Origin of the sequence: Bacillus cereus group sp. BfR-BA-01430 (assembly GCF_022663115.1) — a bacterium.
Lineage (GTDB): Bacteria > Bacillota > Bacilli > Bacillales > Bacillaceae_G > Bacillus_A > Bacillus_A cereus_BD.
On sequence record NZ_JAKUEW010000001.1, the window covers coordinates 260241 to 277097 of the forward strand.

Below are 16857 nucleotides of genomic sequence, written 5' to 3' on the forward strand. Positions count from 1 at the left end.
ATGCCGATAGGACAAAAGAAGTAAGGAGAGGAAGATGGCGGTGAAGAAAGTAATCGGTATCGTTTTATCATTTATACTGTTTATTTCATTTACGGGAACGATAGTGAAAGCGGAAGAAACGAATTCGTTATCAGTGCTTGATGCGATTCAACAGTTTCAGCAGCATGGCAAAAGTAAAGGGGGAGTAGAAGGGTATATTGTTGGATATACACAAAGTCCATCAAAGTATACGAAAGATCCGGCGAAGTTTGGAGATACGAATGTAGCAATTGCAGATTCTCCAGATGAGACCAATCCGGAGAAGATTATGCCTGTTCAGTTGCCAAAAGGTGATGTAAGAGCAGCTGTGAATGTGAAAGATCACCCTGAAAATATGGGGAAGAAAGTTCAATTGACAGGTACACTAGAGATGTATTTTGGGAGTCCTGGTTTAAAAGCAGTATCAGCATACAAGTTTTCAGGAGAAGTAGAAAATTGTGTAAGCAAAGTCATTGCGTCACCAAATGGGGGAGAAGTGGAAAAGGGAACGCTTGTTACATTAACGACGAAGACGGATGGGGCAACAATTTATTATACGCTAGATGGATCAGAGCCTACGAATCAAAGTATTCGTTATCATGAACCGATTGTTTTACAAGAAAATACGGTGATTCAGGCAATTGGGATAAAGGAAGGGATTGAGTCTTCACCGGTTGCTACGTTTTCGTTTACAGTGGTAAAAGGTGAGAAAGTACATATTCATGATATTCAAGGGAACGCGCATATTTCTCCTTATAAAGGGAAAAAAGTGCGCAATGTAGAAGGGGTAGTCACTGCGTTAGATAAATACGGTTTTTATATGCAAGATGCACAGCCTGATGAGGATCCAGCTACTTCAGAAGGCATTTACGTGTATAAGAAAGATGCGGATGTGAAAGTGGGAGACGTTGTCCAAGTAGATGGACAAGTGGAGGAGCATGTTGGAGCTGGATATGCGGAACGATTTGCAACAGATTTAACTACGACAGAAATTAAGGCAACACGCGCAATTACAAAGGCAAGCAATGAGCCGCTTCCGGAAGCTCTTGTGCTAGGAGAACATGGCGTGAAGATTCCAGATGAAATGGTTGATAATGATGCATTCGGTGTTTTTGATCCGCAGGAAGATGCGATTGATTTTTATGAAAGCTTAGAAGGTATGCGAGTTACACTTCCGACACCAAAAGTGATTGCACCGCAGAAACATGGGAATTTATATGTAACGATTGCAAATGGAAGCAATAAAATGGTAACGAAATATGGAACGCCGCTTTTAAGTGAGACGCAACTCAATCCAGAACGCTTATCTGTAAAAGTACCTCGTAACTATGTAGCAAAAGTTGGGGACACTTTTAATGATGATATAACAGGGGTAGTAGGTTACGATTATAGCGCATACCGCATTTCGCCAGTGACGGAATTACCATCTGTTACAGACGGAGGATTTAAACAAGTGGGAGCAACGATTCAGCCTCGTCTTGGGAAAGTAACAGTAGCCACATATAACATTGAAAATTTTTCAGCAAATCAAAAGGAAACACCTGATGAAAAAGTAAAAGCGCTTGCGTATTCGATTAAATATAATTTGAAAATGCCGGATATTATTGGTGTGCAAGAGATGCAAGATAATAATGGGACAATTAACGATGGCACAACAGATGCTTCATTAAGTGCAAAACGTATAATTGATGCAGTGCAAGCAATCCACGGTCCAAAGTATGAATATGTAGAAGTAGCACCTTTAAACAATCAAGATGGAGGAGCGCCGGGAGCGAATATTCGCGTCGGTTTTTTCTATAATTCATCGCGCGTAAAACTAGCAGATACACCAAAATTGTTAGAGACAAATCCGACACGCATTGGGCAGGACAATCCGTTATTTGAAAGTACTCGTAAACCATTAGCGGCTGAATTTACATTCCAAGGTCAACCTCTCGTTGTTGTTTCTAATCATTTAAATTCAAAAATAGGTGATGCACCGCCATTTGGAAGCGTACAACCACTTGTATGGAAAAGTGAAGAAAAACGAGTACAGCTGGCACAAGAAGTGAATCGTTTTGTGAAAGGCATTCAAAAACGAGATGCGAACGCACCTGTTGTTGTAGTAGGGGATATGAATGACTTTGAATTCTCTAAACCACTGCAAGCGCTAAAAGGCGACACATTACAAAATGTGTTAGAAACCGTTTCAAAAGAAAATCGGTACACATATATTCATGAAGGAAATGCACAAGTACTAGATCACATCTTAGTAACAAATAATATTGCAAATCATACAATTGTAGATCCAGTACACTTAAATACAAATATGATGAAGGAGCACGGCCGTGTCAGTGATCATGACCCGGTGCTTGCGCAAATTGATTTGAAGAAAGCCCGTTCAGCTTAGACGGGCTTTTTTATGTAGCAGCGGTGACGAAATTTGTCGGTTGGTCGATATCTTATGTCGAAACGCCGATAAAATTGATTATGCGCCGATAACTAGGTAAGAATCGCCGATATATTGTAATTTTGTGCTTATATTGTAATTTTTAACGTTTGTTTGCAGCGCATTCTTTTTTGCAGTTTACGTGTATATTTCTTTTTGTCTTTTCGTGTTCCTTTTATATACATAAATAAACTAACGATTCCAAACAATGTATATTGCAGAGTAAGGATATACGAAGACATTCCTTGCAGTGGTTGTTTCGGATCATATAGATGAATAGGTGCTCCTCCAATGGTAGGAGAAATAATATTTAAAATAACATAGGGAAGCGAGCTTACAGTGAATGGAAATAAAATCGCCATGTAATCTTTTTGCGACCATATAGAGGCAGCTAGACCTAATACAGCCATGAAACCAGCAAATAAAAAATTAATCCCAATGTATACAGAAATATAAGTGATTGGAGAATCATAATACAGTGATGCAAACATGCCATTTGTATTGATCAGACTATTCGTTACGGATGGTACACCATCTGGTATTGTGAGCTTACAAAGTAATAAAGAAAGTAAGAACGGAAAAATATAAAGGAATCCACCACAAAAAAAGGTAACGATATATTTTGTGTATAAATAGGAAAGAAAGGAAACTTCTTTACTGATAAACGATTTAAATTCTTCTGATTGATCAGCGTTATAACTTGTGCTAAATGGTAAAGTAGCGATAATGGGCATTAACAATAAATAAACATCCATTTCATTATCACGAAATCCAATCCACTTATAGGATGTTGTTAATAATTCGTCTGGTACAGAATTAATATATTGCAAAACATAGTAATAGTGATATATAAAAAGAAGAACGAACATACTACATAAAAAACACATCGAGAGCGGATTTGAAAAGGCTTGTTTCATTTGTAAACGAAGTGCACGCATCATGATTGAGAAACCCCCACGGATTAAAGTTCCACTTTATACTTCATTTTTTGATAAGAGTAATACTTGATTGTAAAAAATATACTTCGTTTCTATGTTACCATTAATTGTAAAGGTTTTCTTGTTTTTTTATGAATAATTGTAATTTTATTTATAAAATAGAGTTGACAATCTAGGATTACATTTGTAATCTGTAATAAAGATTACAAATGTAATCCCGAAAGGGGAAATAGAATATGAAAAAAGTATTACCTAAAATATCTGAAGCTGAGTTAGAAATTATGAAAGTACTTTGGTCGAATTCTCCGCAAACAGCAAATGAAATTATTGAGAAGCTAGAGTCAAAAATGGATTGGAAACCAAAGACAATTCGAACACTTATTAATCGGCTCGTTCAAAAAGAAGCAGTTTCATATCATCAAGATAAAGGGCGTATGTATGCATACTATCCATTAGTATCACAAGATAGCTATTTGCAAGTCGAAACAAAATCGTTACTGAAACGATTTTGTGGTGCAGCATTCAAACCGTTACTTGTAAATTTTTTAAAAGAAGAGAAACTTTCTTCAGAAGATATTCATGAATTGAAACGCATTTTGGATGAAAAGACAGAAGAAAATGAGCGGGAAGGTAGATCATAATGCTAGATACATTCACACATATTTACCTTTCGCGCTTCTTTGACTGGGTAATTGAAACATCACTTATGGCGAGTATATTAGTCGGTATCATCTTATGTGTCAAAATTGTACTCAAGGATAAGCTAACGCCTAGATGGCAATATGTATTATGGATGATTTTAGTAGTGAGACTGCTTTTACCATGGTCACCAGATAGCTCTTATAACATTTATTCTCTATTCTATCAATCAGAGGTTTCTGAAGTATTTCCAAAACAGTCATCTTCTACAACTTTACAAAAATCAGTGCAGGAGAATGAAGAATTCAAAGGGGCACTTGAGATACCCGATGCAGCACATACGATGAACCAAAAGGAAGAGCAAAAAGAGGCTACATTTTCGATGTATAACCTTGCATTATATATTTGGTTATTTGGAGTCAGTTTATTAGCAATTGTAACGTTTGTTATGAACGGACGACTATATTTTTACATAAAGAAGCAGCCCTATATTACAAAGGAAAATATTATGATGATATTTGAAAATTGTCGAAAGTCGGTAGGAATCAGGAGAAATATCCCGATATGCGTAGCTGGAAAAATTTCTAGTCCGACTGTTTTTGGTTTCTTTAGGCCAAGGGTATTATTATCAAATCAACATATAGAACGGTTGAATGAGAAACAGCTCGAATATATTTTCTATCATGAATTAGCGCATATAAAGAGGCGAGATGTTGCAGTGAACTGGTTAATGTATAGTTTACTTATTTTAAACTGGTTTAATCCTATTCTTTGGTATGCATATTCATGTATGCGAGAAGATCAAGAATTAGCATGTGATGCACTTGCACTTACTTTTGTAGATTCAGAGGAACAAATTGCATATGGGCATACAATCATTACGCTATTAGAACATTATTCTGGCTACTACCAAGCACCGAGTTTAGCTAATTTAAGTAGAAATAAACATACATTAAAAAGGAGAATTTTCATGATAAAAAAATTCAAAAAAACATCTTATCGCTTGTCAGCACTTGGTGTAATCGTCGTTGTTGCTGTTGCATTTGTTTCTTTACTGAATCTGAATGTACGTGCAACTGAAGTAGATCAAAGCCAGAAGGAAAAAGTGCTAGAAAAAAAGAAGCAATCGAAAGCAGCTTTTGAAGAGGCGATCGATAGAATATTAGGTACACCAGAAAACGCGAGCAGAGAATGGGGAATGGCGATAAAGACATATAAATATCATACGGATTTTTTGTATTTGGCTGAAAAATGTTTAACAAAAGAAGAATTTAACCAGTACGTACAATTGTATAAGGAAACTTTCCAAATTTATAAAAAAGCAATGGTCGAGAAAAAGGTAGGAGAGAATTATGAAGGGGATACGAAAGAATTTAAACGAGAACGTTTAAGTAAAGCCGATAATGAACGATTAACTGCAATTGAAAAGAAATCGAAACCATTTGAAGATAGAGTAGGAGACTCTTTAACGTTCACTGTAGAAGAGGCACAAAAGCATGTTAAGTTTCCAATTAAGCAACCGTCTTATACAAGTGATGGGTATGAACTGAAGAAAGAGTCGGCGAATTCATATTTTGGGAGAGATTTAGAATTAGTTGTTACATCCGAATATAGGAAAGGAAAATATGGATATACAATTTATCAATCGGGACAGTATGTAAATAATAAGGATCCGCTTCGTTATATGTTCCCATGGGACGAAAACATGGAAAATTATGAATTAGAAGGGAATCAAATTGTCTTTGTGAAACCACCTTCTTATAGTAATAGTAAATTAAAAGGTATGAAGGTGTTTGTCCATGAAAGCGGAAAAAATATTGCACATCAAATTGTGATTGTGAATGATATTTTTACTAGAGGTGAAGCGGATTATGAAGAAATAATTGATGAAGATTTAACGAAGAAGGAAATGGAGAAAATATTGCTGTCTATGTTGAAATAAAAGTCTCACTTTATCCCGCTATTTTAGGGCAGTAAGACTCCCACCTCAAGATTCAGAGAGAAGCAAGGAAGATAGGTGGGAGATTAACTGCCCGTAACAGCCCGATTGGTGAGGGCTCATAATCCGTGGGGGATGAAGAAAACCCCCACGGATTAAAGTTTCACTTTATAACATAGTTCTACCTTTTCACTTCCGTCCATTTTTTGATACACTATGACTATTATAAGCAAGTCTCCATTCATAGACTGGAATTTTTGATACAGGGAATAACTAAAAAAGAGAACTTGTATATACTGGAAGACTGTGATAATATCAAATGTGTACAAATTGACTATATTATCCATTTGGTCATTTTTGGAGGTGGAGATGTGGCAATAGATCGAAAACGTTCTATTATTGAAGCTGCAACAAAATCTTTTTCAGCGTTTGGTTATAAGGCAACGACAATGGATCAAGTTGCTAAATTGGCGAATGTTGGAAAAGGGACAATTTATACTTTTTTCAAAAATAAAGAAGAATTATTTGGTGAAATTATTTCGAACTTAATCGCAGAAATGAAGGAAGTTGCAAAAGAATCCATTCGTCCAGATATTTCATTTTTTGAAAATGTACATAGAGCATTATACAGAATCTTAGAATTTAGAAAAGAGCATCAGCTTATGATTAAGCTAATCCAAGAAGAGCGAGATATGGGAACGAAAGAAGTACAAGAAGTGATGCAACAAGTAGATACAGAAATTGTATCCTTTATTCAATCCTATTTGGAAATTGCAATCGAGAAAGGTGAAATTGGTAAATGCGATCCAGAAATTACAGCGTTTATTATGCTTAGACTATATGTATCGCTTATTTTCGATTGGGAAAAAAATCATGAGCCACTAGAAAAAGAAAGAATTGCAGAGTTATTTGAACTATATTTATTAAAAGGATTGTCAAACTAAGATAATCCTTTTTTTGTGTCAGTAGAAATGATTCAAGTGTTAGTCGCATGATGGTTAAGTGAAGCGTGTTCTATACTCATATATATTGCATAAGATGTTCAAGAGAAAGAAAGCAGGGAGGGAAGTTTTATCATATATTTGCAATATGAAATTGGAGAGATAGAAGGGCTTTGTAATCAGCTCATGGCTATTTTTAGAACAATAGGGGAAGCTTTATATTATGCGAAGCAACATGATTCAGTTTGTATCCTTTTAAAAGATGTGCAAACTCGAAATTCCGTTGACTTTCATAAGAGCCCGTATTTTTCAAAAATCAATATTGACTCTTATTTGGATGTAGAGGAATGTAGGGCGTTATTTTACAAGAAAAATATTGTAGTGAAGCGGCACGAACCGGATGTGGACGAGACTTCTCAGCATATGATTACTTGTAGGCGATTTCTTCAACGGCATATAGTACGAGATGAAAGTAGGGAGACAGGACAATTTATCGCAAAATCTCTACCCTTTGCGAAACATATACAAAAACTAGCTAGCTGCATGATTGGTCTTATGTCTTTTTATCCGAGATGGAGAGCGATTCAGCTTAGAATTGAAGGAGATTTAGTTCATTTACCTGTAGAAGGGTTCGACTTAGTGGCTCATACAGAAAATCAACTTCAACAAATAATCAATACAATTGCAAGTACAGCGGATTTATCGGCTGTTTATATTGCTTCTGGTGTTCAAGAGGAAAAGTATCATCGCATTGTAGCCCGTATAAAAGAATATTTTCCTCATTTAGTCATAGTCAGAAAGCAAGATGTTTTACAAACGCACCCTGACTTGCAGAAGGAATTAGACGCATTGTGTTTAGAGGAACAAGCATTAGTCGACTGGTTAGTTTGTATCGGTGCGCCTCTTTTTGCTGGACCTCATGCCTCCTCATTTACTTATTTAGCAGGATATATGCGCCATTATCGAGGATTTGATAAAGAAGTGACATATTTATGGCCAGAGTATCAACCATATTGGGATCGATGGTTTCCTCGTCTGTAAAGAAGAGAAAAGATGAGTACATAAAAAATAGTGCCATATGTAATGGCACTATTTTTTATGGTCGTATGTGTAAGCAGTGAGTTATATGTTACTCCCTGCATATTTTCTTTGTAGTTCCTCTTTCTTATCGAATACATCTTGAAACTTGCTGTCATATCCTTTCGGAAATAGGACACCTAAACCATATGAATGGGAAAATTCAAGATAAGGATGCTGCTTTTTTAATGTATCCCATAACTTATATACGCCAAAGCCGCGATCCAACACGGCAATATCATGAAAGAAAATCGCGCCGTTTTTAGAGACTTTCGGTAACCATGTTTCAAAATCATGTGAAACAGCTTCAAATGTATGATAACCATCAATATGCAATACATCTATACTTTCATCTTCAAATAAATGTAAAGCATCATCAAATGTGGAGCGGATTAAGCGTCCGATTGTTGGATAACAATGATTTGTCACATAACTAACCATTTCAAACACATTCTCTCCGTATGGTCCGCTATGTAAATCACCTTTCCAAGTGTCAACAGCAAAACATTCGGCGGAAAGTTGTTCATCTTTTATTCCTTGGCAAAAGCTATAAAAAGAAGAACCATAATGTGTTCCTAATTCCACTACCTTTTTCGGTTTCATAAATCGAATGAAGTCATATGCAAAGTGGTTATGTCCCACCCAAGCAGAAGATAATCGAATAGACGGATGTACGTGATCAACATCAAATACTGGATTATGATATACCCATTGCATATACAGTTCCCCCCTGAAATTTGGCTCATAATGTAAATATATGTATGTCCTTTAGGGATAGAACGATTTTCGCAGTCGTTAACAATTTGAATCGGTCATGATGGTTTTCTCTAACCGTTCTTTTTGATGAAGATGATGGGCAAAGTGCATATACACAAGTTGAAACCATTCTGTTGCACATAAGTGACCAAGTCCAGGATGTACCACTGTATGATGGGACGGAATAGAAGAGAGCTTTAGCTGAGTCTTTTTCATCTTGTCGATAAGCTGTAATAATCCTTGTTTCAGTGTTTCTTTATTTGTTGGGTTTTCTGGTGTATATCCAGGGCGATTCGGTATTTTGATTTGAATAGGAGGGAAGGCTCCCATTTTATATACGTTTTCCCCCATTTCTGTTTTTTTACCATTGATTATAGCTGAACCAGTTGCACACTGTTCTATTGCATGTAATTGCATATTGGAAGCTGCAAGTAAGTGATAATACATTTGTCCAAGCGACCATTCTTCTTCAGAAGGCTTTCGTCTCAGTTGTTCCATTGAGTATTTGTCTAATTCATTGATGTAATACAGTGCTAATGTTTCAAACTTCTCTAAAACCATAGTATTGTTCATAGCGTGATCTCCTTTATATAAAAATATATTTCTTAAGATGACTATAAACGCTTCCTACTGACACCGTTATGTCAGTAGGAAAAGAAAAGTTAAGATTGTAACATTTTCTTTGCTTCTTCTCGCATTTTATAAGCAAGAATTGTTGGTTCTAATACTTTTACTTGACTGCCCCAGCTGAATATCCATTGAAATACCTCATCAATAGTTCTAGATTTTAAAATGACATGAAAACCATCATTTTTATGTTCATATGAATCAATAAAAAAGTAACGAGACTCAACAATTTTATGTGCAATCTGAGTAGAGAATACTAAATGAATTGTAACAGTTCGATTATCTGTTGGTTGATAATCTTGTAAATAAAAGTTTTTCGGTTTTTTGAAAAAGGTGTGTTCTTGTTGTAAGTCATCCATACGATCTAAACGGAAATGACGGATTTGTTTTCGCAACAAGCAATAGCTAACGATATACCAAATGCCTGAAATATTGACTAATCCATAAGGGTGAACAGTACGTTTTATTTTTTCGATTTGATTTGGTTTTCGGTAAGAAAAAGAAACGCATCGTGCCGTTTGAATGGCCTGTTGTAAAAGAATAAGCTGGTTTTCCAGTTGTTCTGGATTCGATTTTTGGTGAGGAAAGGTTCCAGATAAGAAGCGGAAAGTTCCTTTTAAATTTTCGATTTGTGTTTGTTGTTCAGAAGGGAGAATAGATTCCAATTTTTCCTTAGCAGATTTGGCGTGTATAGAAAAATGAGAATCGAAGTTTTTCTCCACATAATCGCTTCCAAGTAAAAGAGATACAGCTTCCTCAGGTTTGAATTGGATAGGTGGCAAGAAATAACCATCCATTAAAGAATACCCTTGCCCTGGAATAGAAAAGATGGGAATCCCCGATTCACTAAGGGCTTGCATATCCCGGTAAATGGTTCTTTTACATGTTTCAAATTTCTCTGCTAACATGTGAGCTGTCACAACTTGCTTCCTCTGTAATTCAATTAATATAGCAAGTAAACGATCCGTTCGGTTCATGATAATCATCCTATTTCTATTTATTCTGTTTATAGCAAGTGTTCGAAAAGTCCACTCATTTCTCCTGCAAATACATACTTTTCCCTATGAATAATATTAATATAGTAAAATCATAAGAACGTATATTGCAGTTTCCAATAATATACTATATAATTTACTTAAGAAAACGTTTTCATACAAAGGGGGAGAATTTCGTGTCAACGATCGAGGACGTGGCGAAATTAGCGGGATTATCAAGAACAACGGTTTCTCGGGTGATTAACAACCATCCGTACGTATCAGATGAGAAGAAAAAGAGAGTTCAATTAGCGATGAAACATTTAGGTTTCGTACCTAATTCGGCAGCAAGAAGACTTCGAAAACAAAAAACGGAGACAATTGCAGTCCTTGTTCCAAGGATTACAAATCCTTTTTTTAGTAGATTTATTGAAGCAATTGAGATTGCTGCTTCTGAACATAAATATAAACTGATTATTTGTCAAACAAGATACTTACCAGAAAAAGAGATGGAATACTTACAACTGTTATCAACAAAACAAGTAGATGGCATTATTTTATGTTCCCTTGAGAATTCATGGGAAGATGTGGAGCCATATTTACAACACGGTCCAATCGTGTTATGTAATGAATATATTGAAGAAGCAAATATTCCAACGGTTAAATTTGATCATGCTCAAGGGGCATATATTGCGGCAAAACATGTATTAGAGCAAGGGTATCGCAATCTTATTTTCTGCCGTGGAAATGAAACAAAGGTAATTAGTCAACAACGAAAAATGGGATTTTTACGTGCAGTTACTGAGCAAGGGAAACAAGTAGAGGGAATTGATTTTATTGAAAACGTTTTCTCGTGGAGCGATGGGAAAAGACTCTTCCATGATGTATTAAAGGACAAAAAAAATCCTACCGCTATTTTGGCAGGAGGCGATGAGGTTGCAGCTGGAATTATTTCAGAGGCGAAACGCCATAACTGGAGTATTCCAGATCACCTAGCTGTAATCGGTTTTGATAATCAAATTTTATCTAAAATTACAGAGCCTGGTATTACGACAATGGAACAACCAATCGATGACATGGCTCACAAAGTTGTTGATTTAATGATAGATAAAATTCATACAAAAAATTATCGCAAAAAAGAACTATATGAATTTGAACTAGAGCTTTTAGTGAAAGGTTCAACGATGAAAAATGCGATGTTACTAGCCTAGTAGACAATGTCTGCTAGGTTTTTTATGTGTATACACGATTATTCTTCGTGAACACAGTCATCGCATTTATTATGGTATGCTTCGTGTTGCTCATCAATTTCCTTTCCGCAATGTGCACAAGTTTTTGTTGGCAAATTTCTGAAAAATTCCATTGGTTGATCAATCATGAAAATCCCTCCATTTCTTAGTACTATTGTATTAGTACAAAAAATAAAAGTCAATAACTGTTTTATAACAAAATGAAAAATAATGAAAAAGTTTAGGAAATGGATTATAGTTAACAATGTAGAATGTAAGTGAAATCTTTCTCAATATAGAAAGAAAACATGCATTTCTATCGGTTTTTGAAAGGATGGATACATATGAAGATGACTGTTGTTGGCTTTTGGGGCGGCTTTCCAGAAGCGGGAGAAGCGACGTCGGGGTATTTGTTTGAACACGATGGTTTTCGTTTACTTGTTGACTGTGGCAGTGGTGTACTAGCACAGCTTCAAAAATATATAACACCATCTGATATAGATGCAGTTTTACTGTCGCATTATCATCATGATCATGTTGCAGATATTGGGGTATTACAATATGCAAGGTTAATTACAAATGCGACAAAAGGACAATTACCACAATTGCCGATCTATGGGCATGGCTTTGATGTACAAGGATTTGCGTCCTTAACACATGCACCGCATACGAAAGGAATTGTCTATAATCCAGATGAAACATTGCAAATTGGACCATTCTCTATTTCATTCTTAAAAACAGTACATCCTGTTACGTGCTATGCAATGCGCATTGCGGTGGGAGATAAAGTGGTTGTATATAGTGCGGATTCCAGTTATATTCCAGAATTTATTCCATTTACAAAGGATGCGGATTTATTTATTTGCGAGTGTAATATGTATGCGCATCAAGAGGCTGCAAAAGCAGGGCATATGAACAGTACAGAAGTAGCAAACATAGCAAAGCATGCAAATGTAAAAGAACTATTATTAACGCATTTGCCGCATACAGGAAATCCAGATGATTTAGTGGAAGAAGCAAAACAAATTTTTAGTGGCTCTATTGCATTAGCACATAGTGGCTATACTTGGAATTCATGAGGTGAGGACATGTTATTTATTGATAATAAAGGGATTACAGATCCTACGATTAATTTAGCAATTGAAGAATATTGCGTGAAAAATTTAGATATTAATGAAACATATTTGTTGTTTTACATTAATGAACCTTCCATCATTATTGGAAAAAACCAAAATACAGTTGAAGAAATTAATGCAGATTATGTGAAAGAGAAAGGAATCCATGTTGTGCGCCGTTTATCAGGTGGCGGAGCTGTGTATCATGATTTAGGGAACTTAAACTTTAGCTTTATTACAAAAGATGATGGAGATAGTTTTCATAACTTTAAAAAATTCACAGAACCTGTTACGAAAGCACTTGGTAAATTAGGTGTAAATGCAGAGCTTAGTGGGCGTAACGATATTTTAGCAGAGGGACGAAAAATTTCAGGTAACGCTCAATTTTCAACGAGAGGTCGTATGTTCAGTCACGGTACATTATTATTTGATTCTGAAATCGATCACGTTGTATCTGCACTAAAAGTGAAAATGGACAAAATTCAATCAAAAGGAATTAAATCGATTCGCAGCCGTGTCGCTAATATTACGGAATTTTTAAATGAAAAGATGACAACAGAAGAATTTAAACAGCTTCTTCTTGAGACAATCTTTGAAGGAGAAAATGAAATTCCAACATATGAGTTAACAGAAGAAGATTGGAAAGAAATTCATAAGATTTCTGAAGAACGTTACCGCAATTGGGACTGGAACTACGGAAAGTCACCGAAGTTTAACTTACAACATTCACATCGTTTTCCAGTTGGACAAGTTGATGTTCGCTTAGAAGTGAAAAAAGGAACAGTAACAGAGTGTAAAATATATGGTGACTTCTTCGGCGTAGAAGATGTTCATGATATTGAAGAGCGTTTAATAGGTGTTCAGTTTGATAAGGAAGCTTTTGCTGCATCGTTAGAAGACGTAGATGTAAAACGCTACTTTGGGAATATAACAAAAGAAGATTTCTTAGCATTGTTCTTTTAATAGTGAACTGCTCTCCTAAATTGGGAGAGCAATTTTCATTTGCGCCGATATATGCTGAGAAACGGTCGATATATTTCAAAAATCGCTCATAAAGTGAAATTTTAATCAGTGGGGGTTTTCTTCATCCTCCACTGATTATGAGCCCTCACCAATCGGGCTGTTACGGGCAGCCCTACTCCCGCCGATCTTCCTTGCTTCTCTCTGAATCTTGAGGTGGGAGTCTTACTGCCCTCAAATAGCGGGATAAAATTTCATGCACTATTATTATTTCACTTCAATTTATTACGAAGTACGCTGTACCTGAAATGGGTAAGATTCTTTTATGTTTTTGTAAAAAAGCGGTAGATGCACTGATTCGCATGGATTGTACAAATGAATGAACCTTCATTTCGCTCGTATCTACTGGCAGTAGTGATTTACGGCGCTACTTTATATACGAGTATTTGAATGTTACTTGATACCTGAATTTTCTTTTCATATAATATATTTAGAATGTTTAAATTTTCAAAATTTTATAAAGGTGGGGTTTATGTGAATCTCGTTCAATCTTTAGCTGAGACAGCCGCAAAGAAAGGGGAGAAACCAGCTTATATATTTATGGATCAGTCGGTCTCGTATGACCAATTAAATAAAATGGTCACAAAGTTTTCTAGTAATTTAGCAAAAATGGGCATTACAAAAGGGGACAATGTTGCATTAGTTGTTGGAAATTCACCACATTTTTTAATCGGGCTATATGGGGTCATGAAAACAGGAGCAACCGTTGTTCCGGTTAATCCAATATATACCGCAGACGAAATGCATTACATTTTACAAAATGGAGACGTAAAAACAATCATCATACTCGACATCCTTCTACCCATTATACAATCTCTTACAACAAGACTTCCTTCTCTCGAACATATCATCATATGTGAAACCTCATCAGATTTTCAACTTACAGACAACGAAAAAATGAAAACGTTTACTGATTTAGTGGGAACTGGAGATCTATCCTATGAAAGTCCGCTATTACATGAAGAAGACGTTGCGGTTATTTTATACACTTCAGGAACAACAGGGCAGCCTAAAGGTGCTATGTTAACGCACAAAAATTTATATAGTAATGCGAGAGACGTTGCGACATATTTACAATATACAGAAGATGACCGTGTTGTGGCGGCGTTGCCAATGTTCCATGTGTTTTGTTTAACCGTTGCGATTAATGCACCGATTATAAATGGGGCAATCATTTTAATGTTACCAAAATTTAGTCCAAAAGAAGTATTTCGCATTTGTCGCACATATGGACCAACAATATTTTCTGGTGTACCAACGATGTACAATTATTTATATTTATATGAAGGAGCAAGTGCAGAAGATATGAAATCACTCAGACTTTGCATATCTGGTGGTGCTTCTATGCCTGTTGCTCTGCTTGAGAATTTTGAAAAACGCTTTCAAGTTATTGTTTCAGAAGGATACGGACTATCAGAAGCATCGCCAGTGACGTGTTTTAATCCATTGGATCGTCCGCGAAAACCAGGATCTATTGGAACAAATATTTGGCACGTTGAAAATAAAGTAGTAAATGAACTTGGTGAGGAAGTGCCTGTTGGAGAAGTCGGAGAACTAATTGTTCGCGGCCCGAACGTTATGAAAGGGTATTATAAGGCTCCAGAAGATACAGCAGCAGTACTTCGGGAAGGGTGGCTATATACAGGTGATCTAGCAAAAATGGATGAAGAAGGTTACTTCTATATTGTGGACCGTAAAAAAGATATCGTTCTTGTCGGTGGCTATAATGTATATCCTCGGGAAGTAGAAGAAGTATTGTATAAACACGAGGAAGTGGCCGAAGTAATCGTAATAGGTGTTCCGGATGAAAGTTTAGGAGAAGCTGTATGCGCTTATGTTGTTCCAAAACATGAAAGGGTACGAGAAGAAGAACTCATTCATTATTGTTCGTTACACCTTGCGAAATATAAGGTTCCAAAAAAGATAGAATTTTTGAAGGAATTACCGAAGAACACAACAGGAAAACTACTAAGAAGAGCTTTACGAGAAAAGGCGATGCAAGTATAAAGTAAAAAACAACACTGAGTTTGTCAGTGTTGTTTTTTACTTTACTTCTTTTCTACTAGTTTTTTATTTTTCCAATCTAATACAAATGATTTATGAAATGTTTTTTGATCTACATCTTTTATATTATTTCCAACCCAGTTACCAGTTGCGAATGTAAAGCCAGGGCGAAGTGTATAATCGTCAGCATGCTTTGTATAAGCAACTTGGATAGAAGACTGTTCTGTCTCCTTTTCTGAAATGACAACAGCAATCATACCTGGAGAGAAACCGCTATTTGTTAGAGCTGGAAGGTCATTCATTGGGACTAGATTGCCTCGCGCATCTGTTTCGTGAGGGTATGTACGAGAATACATAAATAATTGGTTTCCATATAAAGCATGGTAGGAATCACGTGTGTAAATGCCCCAGTTTTGATTATTATATCCATTAAAGAATACGTTCCATTTTACATGTTTATTTGTTTGATCAATTAAGTTTGTTTTATAGCTTGTTTGTTTATAACTTACAGAATCAGACCAAGTTACTTGACCTGTTGCCCCAGATTCGCCACTAGGACCACTCGGTGTTACAGAGGCTTTAATAGAACCACCAAGTTGATAAGAAACGCTTGATGTAACAGTCGTTTCTTCCACTGCATTTGTTGGTGCTACATGAAAGAATCGAGACGTATGATCTTGTAAGTTCATTGAAATATCATATTGTGATGGATAGCGCAATGTGACACTTGCTCCTGGAATTGGATATCCATCAACAGGAGCGTCACTAAGAGTTGGGTTTGCCTTCATAAAGCTACCTGTTGTATTAATAACCGCAATTTGCTTATCAGCACTTGGATCATCAATGAAAGTTACTTTTAATGACATTGTCATATTGTCTGCTTGTTCATTATTAAATGTATTATAGCTTGTATGTGTTTTTGCATTTTGACCGATATCTGTTACAACTTGAGAAGTTGTTTGTGCAGCGACAACCGGTGTGTGCATTGCTAGGGCACTACTTGCCAACACAGCAGATAACGCGAGACATTTTACATATGTTTTAGAACGTTTCATAGAATCACTTCCTATTTTGTCGATATATGTCGTATTTCGTATATATCGTAGCATGAAAGTGGAAAGAAAATGAGGGGATATGCAAAATTGCATATTG

15 protein-coding genes are annotated in these 16857 nt (G+C 36.0%); 9 read left to right on the top strand and 6 right to left on the bottom strand.

The window, feature by feature from the left end; genetic code table 11:
• The first annotated feature begins 34 nt into the window (after positions 1–34).
• Positions 35–2407 (top strand): DUF6359 domain-containing protein, encoded by a 2373-nt coding sequence (locus MR058_RS01375; protein WP_242142155.1) that lies wholly within the window; start codon positions 35–37, stop codon positions 2405–2407.
• Between the two features lie 128 nt (positions 2408–2535).
• Here MR058_RS01375 and MR058_RS01380 read toward each other — a convergent pair whose 3' ends face one another.
• Positions 2536–3387 carry a hypothetical protein gene (locus tag MR058_RS01380; protein ID WP_242142157.1) on the bottom strand — a complete coding sequence of 284 codons (852 nt, stop codon included), beginning with the start codon at positions 3385–3387 and terminating at the stop codon, positions 2536–2538.
• Positions 3388–3620: 233 nt separating this feature from the next.
• On the opposite strand from MR058_RS01380, the gene MR058_RS01385 reads away from it, so the two are divergent.
• The 4 genes from MR058_RS01385 (at position 3621) to MR058_RS01400 (ending at position 7944) form a co-directional block, all read left to right on the top strand.
• The gene (locus MR058_RS01385) at positions 3621–4025 is read left to right on the top strand and encodes a BlaI/MecI/CopY family transcriptional regulator (protein ID WP_242142159.1); all 405 of its coding nucleotides are present in this window, start codon (positions 3621–3623) and stop codon (positions 4023–4025) included.
• The gene (locus tag MR058_RS01390; protein ID WP_242142161.1) at positions 4025–5965 is read left to right on the top strand and encodes a M56 family metallopeptidase; all 1941 of its coding nucleotides are present in this window, start codon (positions 4025–4027) and stop codon (positions 5963–5965) included. The genes MR058_RS01385 and MR058_RS01390 overlap by 1 nt, the downstream gene beginning before the upstream one ends.
• Before the next feature lie 368 nt (positions 5966–6333).
• Positions 6334–6906 (top strand): TetR/AcrR family transcriptional regulator, encoded by a 573-nt coding sequence (locus tag MR058_RS01395; protein ID WP_242142163.1) that lies wholly within the window; start codon positions 6334–6336, stop codon positions 6904–6906.
• A gap of 183 nt (positions 6907–7089) precedes the next feature.
• Complete coding sequence (locus tag MR058_RS01400; protein WP_242142165.1) at positions 7090–7944, top strand: O-fucosyltransferase family protein; 855 nt, start codon at positions 7090–7092, stop codon at positions 7942–7944.
• An 81-nt stretch (positions 7945–8025) separates the two neighbouring features.
• Here MR058_RS01400 and MR058_RS01405 read toward each other — a convergent pair whose 3' ends face one another.
• From MR058_RS01405 to MR058_RS01415, 3 genes are all read right to left on the bottom strand, one after another.
• Positions 8026–8697: a class I SAM-dependent methyltransferase gene (locus tag MR058_RS01405; RefSeq protein ID WP_242142167.1), complete on the bottom strand. Its 672-nt coding sequence runs from the start codon at positions 8695–8697 to the stop codon at positions 8026–8028.
• A 78-nt stretch (positions 8698–8775) separates the two neighbouring features.
• Positions 8776–9309 (bottom strand): DinB family protein, encoded by a 534-nt coding sequence (locus MR058_RS01410; protein WP_242142169.1) that lies wholly within the window; start codon positions 9307–9309, stop codon positions 8776–8778.
• An 89-nt stretch (positions 9310–9398) separates the two neighbouring features.
• Positions 9399–10340, bottom strand: a complete 942-nt coding sequence (locus tag MR058_RS01415) for a helix-turn-helix transcriptional regulator (RefSeq protein WP_242142171.1) — start codon at positions 10338–10340, stop codon at positions 9399–9401.
• A 194-nt stretch (positions 10341–10534) separates the two neighbouring features.
• Here MR058_RS01415 and MR058_RS01420 point away from each other — a divergent pair, with 194 nt between their 5' ends.
• On the top strand, positions 10535–11548 hold the full coding sequence (locus MR058_RS01420) for a LacI family DNA-binding transcriptional regulator (protein WP_242142173.1): 1014 nt from the start codon (positions 10535–10537) through the stop codon (positions 11546–11548).
• A gap of 38 nt (positions 11549–11586) precedes the next feature.
• Here MR058_RS01420 and yhfH read toward each other — a convergent pair whose 3' ends face one another.
• On the bottom strand, positions 11587–11715 hold the full coding sequence (gene yhfH / locus MR058_RS01425) for a protein YhfH (protein WP_000567010.1): 129 nt from the start codon (positions 11713–11715) through the stop codon (positions 11587–11589).
• A 195-nt stretch (positions 11716–11910) separates the two neighbouring features.
• On the opposite strand from yhfH, the gene MR058_RS01430 reads away from it, so the two are divergent.
• The 3 genes from MR058_RS01430 (at position 11911) to MR058_RS01440 (ending at position 15708) form a co-directional block, all read left to right on the top strand.
• Complete coding sequence (locus tag MR058_RS01430) at positions 11911–12645, top strand: MBL fold metallo-hydrolase (RefSeq protein ID WP_242142174.1); 735 nt, start codon at positions 11911–11913, stop codon at positions 12643–12645.
• Positions 12646–12654: 9 nt separating this feature from the next.
• Positions 12655–13644 (top strand): lipoate--protein ligase, encoded by a 990-nt coding sequence (locus MR058_RS01435; RefSeq protein WP_242142176.1) that lies wholly within the window; start codon positions 12655–12657, stop codon positions 13642–13644.
• Positions 13645–14175: 531 nt separating this feature from the next.
• Positions 14176–15708 carry a fatty acid--CoA ligase family protein gene (locus tag MR058_RS01440; protein WP_242142179.1) on the top strand — a complete coding sequence of 511 codons (1533 nt, stop codon included), beginning with the start codon at positions 14176–14178 and terminating at the stop codon, positions 15706–15708.
• Positions 15709–15749: 41 nt separating this feature from the next.
• Here the strand turns inward: MR058_RS01440 and cytK1 are convergent, their stop codons facing one another.
• Positions 15750–16760 carry a beta-channel forming cytolysin CytK1 gene (gene cytK1 / locus MR058_RS01445; protein ID WP_242142181.1) on the bottom strand — a complete coding sequence of 337 codons (1011 nt, stop codon included), beginning with the start codon at positions 16758–16760 and terminating at the stop codon, positions 15750–15752.
• Between the last annotated feature and the right edge of the window lie 97 nt (positions 16761–16857).